Below are 6254 nucleotides of genomic sequence, written 5' to 3' on the forward strand. Positions count from 1 at the left end.
GGTCGGGATCTTCCCCGGGCTGCTCCGCGGAGCTGTTCTCCTCGACGACTTCCTCGTCCTCGTCCGCGTTCCCGTCCTCGTCCGGTGCCGGAACCGCCGCCTCCGCCGCCTTCGCCGAACCGGCCGTGCCCACCCGCTGCCGAGCCGCCACCGCCGACAGCCACAGCCGGTGCAGCTCGAGCCGCTCCTCCGGTGTCGCCTCGCAGAAGACCGCGAGCCGCTCCACGGGCGCGAAGTCCTGCGGCACCGCCTCGCCCGCGCAGTACCGGTGCAGCGTGGAGGTGTTCATGCTGACGCGGCGGGCCAGGGAGCCGTAGGTCCGGCCGGTGCGGTCCTTCAGCCGGCGCAGCATCGCCGCGAACTCCTCGACTTCCTCCCGTATCGGCACCGTTCCCCCGTCGTCCGCCCGTCGTTCGCCCGCGATCCCGTATCCCAGGCACTCATGTCCCTGCACGTCAGATGGACTGGGATGGTTCCACCGTCGGTAAAGGGGGCGGCAGTTGTTGCGCCGGACTCCGGTGACCGCCGATGCTCAGCGGTGACCAAACGCCCTCCGGGGCGAAGCAAGAAGGGGAAGCCTTGATCCACCGCATGCTGGGAAGACCCAGAACCTACGCCGCTGTCATGGGCGCGTTCGTCATGGCCGCAACCGTGCCGCTGCTCGCGCCCACGACCGCCCATGCCGCGAACGCCTGTCACCGGAACAACAACATCCTGGTGACCGCCGAGATCAAAACCCACTATCCCGTGACACTTCACGGCGCGACCATCAAGCTGTACAGCGAGCGGAGAAACGGAGCCGCGTTCTTCCAGACGGTCGGCGCGAGAGCCGGGGACGTCATCTCCATCCACCGGACCCACCGGGTCGCCACGGGAAGTGCCGAGCACTACTGGTGGACCAACTCGCAGGCGGGCTCCTACGACTACTGCGAGACCACGGCGTCCCGTGACGGTTTCGTGCGAACCGAACGGATCGACGGAGCACACCACGGTGTGCGGGCCTGCCTGCGGCGAAACGGCAACCAGCAGTGCGCCAGCTGGTGGTACGCCGACAACGACGACGACTCCGGCGACGTCACCTAGCCTCCGCGTCACCGTCGACCGACGTGGCCGCCCTCCCGTCACGGGGGGCGGGAGAGCGGCCCAGCAGGCGGACGGCCACAGCCTGACCAGTCAGCTACTCGACTACTCGACTACTCGATCACTCGAAAACGGGGAACAGACATGAACAGCAGGACCCGCACCGCTCTCACCGCCGGCGTTCTCGCCGTCGCCCTCGGCCTCGGCGCCACCGTTCAGGCCTCCGCCGGGACCCCGCGCAGCGTCAGCGGCAAGCCGTCCGAGTCGGCACAGGCGTCCGCTGCCGCGCCGCGGTCGGTCAGCGGCACGCCCGGCCAAGCGGTGACCCGGGTCGCCGACTTCTACGGCGCGTACATCGACGCGAAGGGCGACTACACGGACCCGGATGTCACGCTGGCCACCGCGCTCCGCAAGCACTACCTGACGCCCGACTTCGCCAAGCGCCTGGCGGCCTGGGAGAAGAAGAACGCGGCGGACGGCGTCCTGCGTGCCCAAAACGTCCCGACGCGGTGGACGGTGACCGACAACGGCACCATGGGTCACAGCCATGAGGTCATCGTCACCCTGACCTTCGGCAGCGGAGAGACGACGCAGAAGACCAGGCTCTTCGTGCTGGTGGAGCGGTACAACCACATCTCCGCCATCGAGACCACGAGCACCCGCTGACGGCGGAGCCGCTCAGTCCTCCGTCGTCGCCGTCGGTGTCGATGCCTTGCGCAGGGTTTCGATGCAGCTCGTGAGGGCCTGTTGGAGGGCCACCAGCTGGTCGAGCATGTCGTTCTCGTAGATGTCGTCGAGGTCGTCCGCGTCGTCGAGGGTCAGTTCCTCGAAGACCTTCGTGGCCTTCTGGAGGCTGCTGTAAAACTTCGTACGGCGCTCCTGGACCCGCAGTTCGGGGTCGGCCTCGACGGCCTCGGCGACGAGCGACTTCACGGTGTCGTAGGCCTCGGCGGCCCACTCGCCCGGGTTCTCGTCCTCGTCCAGCTCGTCGAGCAGGGAGAGATGGCGCTCGGCCTCGGCGCGGAGCTCGGCGGGGGCGTCGATCGTCTGGCCCGCCGGGGTCTTCACCTGCCCGCTGTCCACGATCTGCCGGACGTACCCGATGCGGTCGGCGGACCGGTTCTCGGTGGCGACCGCCTTCTTCAGCTCCTCGGTGCGGACCACGTCACGGGCCAGCTCGGCCTGGAGGGAGGGGTCCTCCCGCAGCCGGTCGAGCAGCGCGGCGCGGGCCGCCTGGGCCGTGGAGGGGTCGGCGAGGATCGCGGCGCGCAGCGCGGTGGGGTTCTCCGCGACCTCCAGCGCCTTGGTCGGGCGGATGCCCTCGGCCTCGGCGGCCGCCGCGATCGCCGTACCGCGCACGGACGTGGCGCTGTTGCGGGAGCTGTAGTACGACAGCCACACATCGGCTTCCGGCAGGTCGATGTCGACACCGGGGACGAGGGCCTCGAACTGCGGGACCAGACCGTCGTCGGCCGCCATGTCCCACGCCTTGTAGTAGCGCATGATCCGGTCCGGCGAGCACCCGGCCAGCAGCGCGAACTCCTTCGCCGACACCTTCGGTGTCTCCCCGGCGGCCTGCCCGCCGGGCCGCACGCTCCGCGCCACCTTCAGCGCGAACGCCCAGCCACCGGTCCGCGCGTACGCGCCGAACTCCCGCGCGTCCAGCGCCACCGCCTCGTGCACGCCGGACACCTCGGGCACCTCGGACACGGGGGCATCGGCGGTCTCGCTGGCCTCGGGGGTCTCGCTGGTCTCCGCGGCCTGGCCGGTTTCGCTGGTCTCGGCGACCTCGACGGTCGCGGCCGCCTCGCGGGACTCGGCGGCCGGCTCGACCCAGTACCCCTCGTTCTCGTCGTTCTCGGACGTCGGGTGGATCGCCACGGTCAAAGGACACTCTCCCGGGAAGTACGGTACGGACGAACGCGCATCGTATAGGAACCCAGGTCAGCGCTCTGACACGTTGGCCGTGAGCAGGCGGAGCAACTGTCGGGCCGTGGCGTGCTGTTCGGGGGTCAGGCCCATGGCGTCGCCGATGGCGAGGGGGACCGTGCCGGCGCGGGCGCGCAGTTCGGCGCCGGAGCCGGTGAGGTGGATGGCCACGGAGCGCTCGTCGTCGAGCCGGCGCTCACGGCGGATCAGGCCGTTCGACTCCAGGCGCTTCAGCAGCGGGGAGAGGGTGCTGGACTCCAGCTGGAGCGCGATGCCTAGGTCCCGTACGGGGATCGCGTCCTGTTCCCAGAGGACCAGCATGACCAGGTACTGCGGGTAGGTGAGGCCGAGTTCGTCCAGCAGGGGCCGGTAGCGCGCGGTGACCGCGCGGGAGGCGGCGTACAGGGCGAAGCACAGCTGGTCGTCCAGGAGGAGCGAACCCTGCTGGGTCGTTTCGGGGCCGGCTGTCGTCACGGTGGTGCTCCTGGTCGTCGTTCCCGTCGTTCGAGTCCTCTCGATTGTATAGGGCGGCAATTTGTCGAGTACGAATTAGTTGTGCACAATTCAATAGCTCGCTATTGTCTTCCGTGTGCCGCCCACTCCGGCAGGACCGCCGACACCAGCCCCCACGCGGCACCCCGATCCGAGGAGATCGACCGCCATGACCGACAGCGTCCAGACAGTCCCCACCGTCCAGACCGCCGAAGCCGCCCAGACCGCCCGGGCAGCCGTCCGTCCCGTCCTGGAGCCCGCGGCCGCCGCCTTCGCCGAGGCGACCGCCAACCCGCCGTACCTCTTCGACCTCGGCCCGGTCGACGGCCGCAAGGTCGTCGACGAGGTGCAGTCGGACGAGATCGACAAACCCGCCGTCGCCGAGGACTGGGTCACGGTGCACGACGGCCCCACCGGCGAGGTCCGCGTACGCGTCGTACGGCCGGTGGGAGCGACCGGCGCGCTGCCCGTCATCCTCTACATCCACGGCGCCGGCTGGGTCTTCGGCAACGCCCACACCCACGACCGCCTCGTGCGCGAACTGGCCGTGGGCACCGGTGCCGCGGTCGTCTTCCCGGAGTACGACCTGTCGCCCGAGGCCCGCTACCCGGTCGCCATCGAGCAGAACTACGCCGTCGCCCGCTGGATCGTCGGCGAGGGCGCCCAGTACTACCTGGACGCCACCCGTATCGCCGTGGCCGGCGACTCGGTGGGCGGCAACATGAGCGCGGCCCTCACCCTCATGGCCAAGGAGCGCGGTGACGTCCCGCTCGTCCAGCAGGTGCTCTTCTACCCGGTGACCGACGCCTCCTTCGACAACGGCTCCTACGAGCAGTTCGCCGAGGGCTACTTCCTGCGCCGCGACGCGATGCGGTGGTTCTGGGACCAGTACACGGCCGGCGACGAGGAGCGCGACGAGATCACCGCCTCACCGCTGCGCGCCACCACCGAGCAGCTGAGGGGCCTGCCCCCGGCGCTGGTCATCACCGCCGAGGCCGACGTGCTGCGCGACGAGGGCGAGGCGTACGCGAACAAGCTGCGCGAGGCCGGGGTGCCCGTCACCGCCGTGCGCTACCAGGGGATCATCCACGACTTCGTGATGCTCAACGCCCTGCGCGGCACGCACGCCGCCGAGGCCGCCATCAACCAGGCCGTCGCCACCCTGCGCGGAGCCCTCGGCACGGCGTGAGTCCTCGGCACGGCGTGAGCCCGCCACCGGAACACGGGCCGCCCACCGACGCCGACCGGTGGGCGGCCCGCCGCGCGTCACGCGGGCCAGGAAAAACCGGTTGCCCCACACCTCCTGAGCCTGGGTAACGTGACCGCCATGTGCGCCAACGCAGGGATGACCAGGACCCGCCGCTTCTAGCGGCGGACCCTCACTCGAACACTCGAATCACTCGAAACCCGAAGTGATCCGCCGCTCCGGAGACCCCGCCGGGCGGCCGTTCCGCGCTGCCCGGCTTCCCCCTCGAAGCCGCGGAGATCAGTTGCGCACCCAGCGACCCGGCCGACACGAGCTCGGCCAGAACTTCCTCGTCGACCGCACCGTCCTCGACACCTTCGTCGACCTCACGTCCCGCACCGACGGCCCGATCATCGAGATCGGTGCCGGCGACGGCGCGCTGACCCTGCCCCTGCAGCGGCTCGGCCGGCCGTTGACCGGGATCGAGATCGACGGCCGGCGTGCCGCGCGGCTCGCCCGCCGTACCGGCCCGGAGACCGAGGTCGTCCACGCCGACTTCCTCGACTTCAGGCTTCCGTCGACGCCCCATGTCCTGGTCGGCAACCTGCCGTTCCACCAGACCACCGTGATGCTGCGCCGCATCCTGCGGGCGCCCGGCTGGACCGACGCCGTGCTGCTCGTGCAGTGGGAGGTGGCGCGGCGGCGCGCCGGTGTCGGCGGGGCGACCATGATGACGGCGCAGTGGTGGCCCTGGTTCGAGTTCCGGCTGGTGTCCCGGGTGCCCGCCTCGGCGTTCCGTCCGCGCCCGGGCGTCGACGGCGGACTGATGACGCTCACCCGCCGCCCGCGCCCCCTCGTCCCGTACCCGGACCAGCGGCGCTACCAGGACTTCGTGAGCCGCGTGTTCACGGGCCGCGGCAACGGCCTCGCCCGGATCCTCGCCACCGGCGCCCCGGAACTCCCACGACGCGAGGTCCAGCGCTGGCTGCGCCGGCACCGCGTCACCCCGGACACCCTGCCCCGCAGCCTCGGCGCCCGCGAGTGGGCGGAGCTGTTCGAACTCGGGGAGAAGTCCTAGCCGAGCGTGTCCGTCAGCGACTGTTCCGCCCAGATCACCTTGCCCTCCGGCAGGAACCGCGTGCCCCAGCGCTGGGTGAACTGGGCGATGAGGAACAGTCCGCGGCCGCCCTCGTCGGTGGTGCGCGGGTGGCGCAGGTGGGGGGCCGTGGCGCCGCCGTCGAAGACCTCGCAGATCAGAGTGCGTTCGAGGATCAGGCGGAGGCGGATCGGGCCGGTGGCGTGGCGGATGGCGTTGGTGACCAGTTCACTGACGACCAGTTCGGTGGTGAACGCCAGCTCGTCCAGGCCCCAGGCGCTGAGCTGCCGGGTCGTGGTCTTGCGGGCCTCCGAGACGAGCGCCGGGTCGGCCGGCAGGTCCCAGTACGCCACCTTGTCCGGGGCCAGCCGCCGGGTCCGGGCCAGGAGCAGGACCACGTCGTCGTACGGGAGGGCGGGGACCAGCGCGTCGACCACGGTCTGCGCCTGGCGATCCAGGGAGGGGGTGGGC

8 protein-coding genes are annotated in these 6254 nt (G+C 70.9%); 4 read left to right on the plus strand and 4 right to left on the minus strand.

The features are described 5' to 3' along the window. The coding region (locus FNH04_RS39445; RefSeq protein ID WP_152790866.1) for a helix-turn-helix domain-containing protein at positions 1-352 on the minus strand (352 nt) is incomplete at its 3' end. Between the two features lie 239 nt (positions 353-591). On the opposite strand from FNH04_RS39445, the gene FNH04_RS39450 reads away from it, so the two are divergent. Then, positions 592-1083, plus strand: coding sequence for a hypothetical protein (locus FNH04_RS39450; protein ID WP_152790858.1), 492 nt, complete (start codon positions 592-594; stop codon positions 1081-1083). A gap of 141 nt (positions 1084-1224) precedes the next feature. Beyond that, positions 1225-1746, plus strand: a complete 522-nt coding sequence (locus tag FNH04_RS39455) for a hypothetical protein (RefSeq protein ID WP_152790861.1) — start codon at positions 1225-1227, stop codon at positions 1744-1746. Between the two features lie 12 nt (positions 1747-1758). Here FNH04_RS39455 and FNH04_RS39460 read toward each other — a convergent pair whose 3' ends face one another. After that, positions 1759-2790, minus strand: coding sequence for a hypothetical protein (locus tag FNH04_RS39460; RefSeq protein WP_322725186.1), 1032 nt, complete (start codon positions 2788-2790; stop codon positions 1759-1761). Between the two features lie 234 nt (positions 2791-3024). Beyond that, on the minus strand, positions 3025-3483 hold the full coding sequence (locus tag FNH04_RS39465) for a MarR family winged helix-turn-helix transcriptional regulator (RefSeq protein ID WP_322725185.1): 459 nt from the start codon (positions 3481-3483) through the stop codon (positions 3025-3027). A 187-nt stretch (positions 3484-3670) separates the two neighbouring features. Between FNH04_RS39465 and FNH04_RS39470 the strand changes: the two genes are divergently transcribed. Further along, positions 3671-4690, plus strand: coding sequence for an alpha/beta hydrolase (locus tag FNH04_RS39470; RefSeq protein WP_152790862.1), 1020 nt, complete (start codon positions 3671-3673; stop codon positions 4688-4690). A 301-nt stretch (positions 4691-4991) separates the two neighbouring features. Continuing rightward, positions 4992-5765: a 23S ribosomal RNA methyltransferase Erm gene (gene erm / locus FNH04_RS39475; protein WP_152790864.1), complete on the plus strand. Its 774-nt coding sequence runs from the start codon at positions 4992-4994 to the stop codon at positions 5763-5765. On the opposite strand, the gene FNH04_RS39480 is transcribed toward erm, so the two are convergent. Next, the coding region (locus FNH04_RS39480; protein ID WP_194236965.1) for an ATP-binding protein at positions 5762-6254 on the minus strand (493 nt) is incomplete at its 5' end. The two genes, erm and FNH04_RS39480, sit on opposite strands and share 4 nt — an antisense overlap.

The organism is Streptomyces phyllanthi, from assembly GCF_009377205.1.
GTDB lineage: Bacteria > Actinomycetota > Actinomycetes > Streptomycetales > Streptomycetaceae > Streptomyces > Streptomyces phyllanthi.

Coding starts and splice junctions, on each gene's coding strand:
- FNH04_RS39450 (WP_152790858.1), top strand. CDS start 592: ATGCTGGGAAGACCCAGAACCTACGCCGCTGTCATGGGCGCGTTCGTC.
- FNH04_RS39455 (WP_152790861.1), top strand. CDS start 1,225: ATGAACAGCAGGACCCGCACCGCTCTCACCGCCGGCGTTCTCGCCGTC.
- FNH04_RS39470 (WP_152790862.1), top strand. CDS start 3,671: ATGACCGACAGCGTCCAGACAGTCCCCACCGTCCAGACCGCCGAAGCC.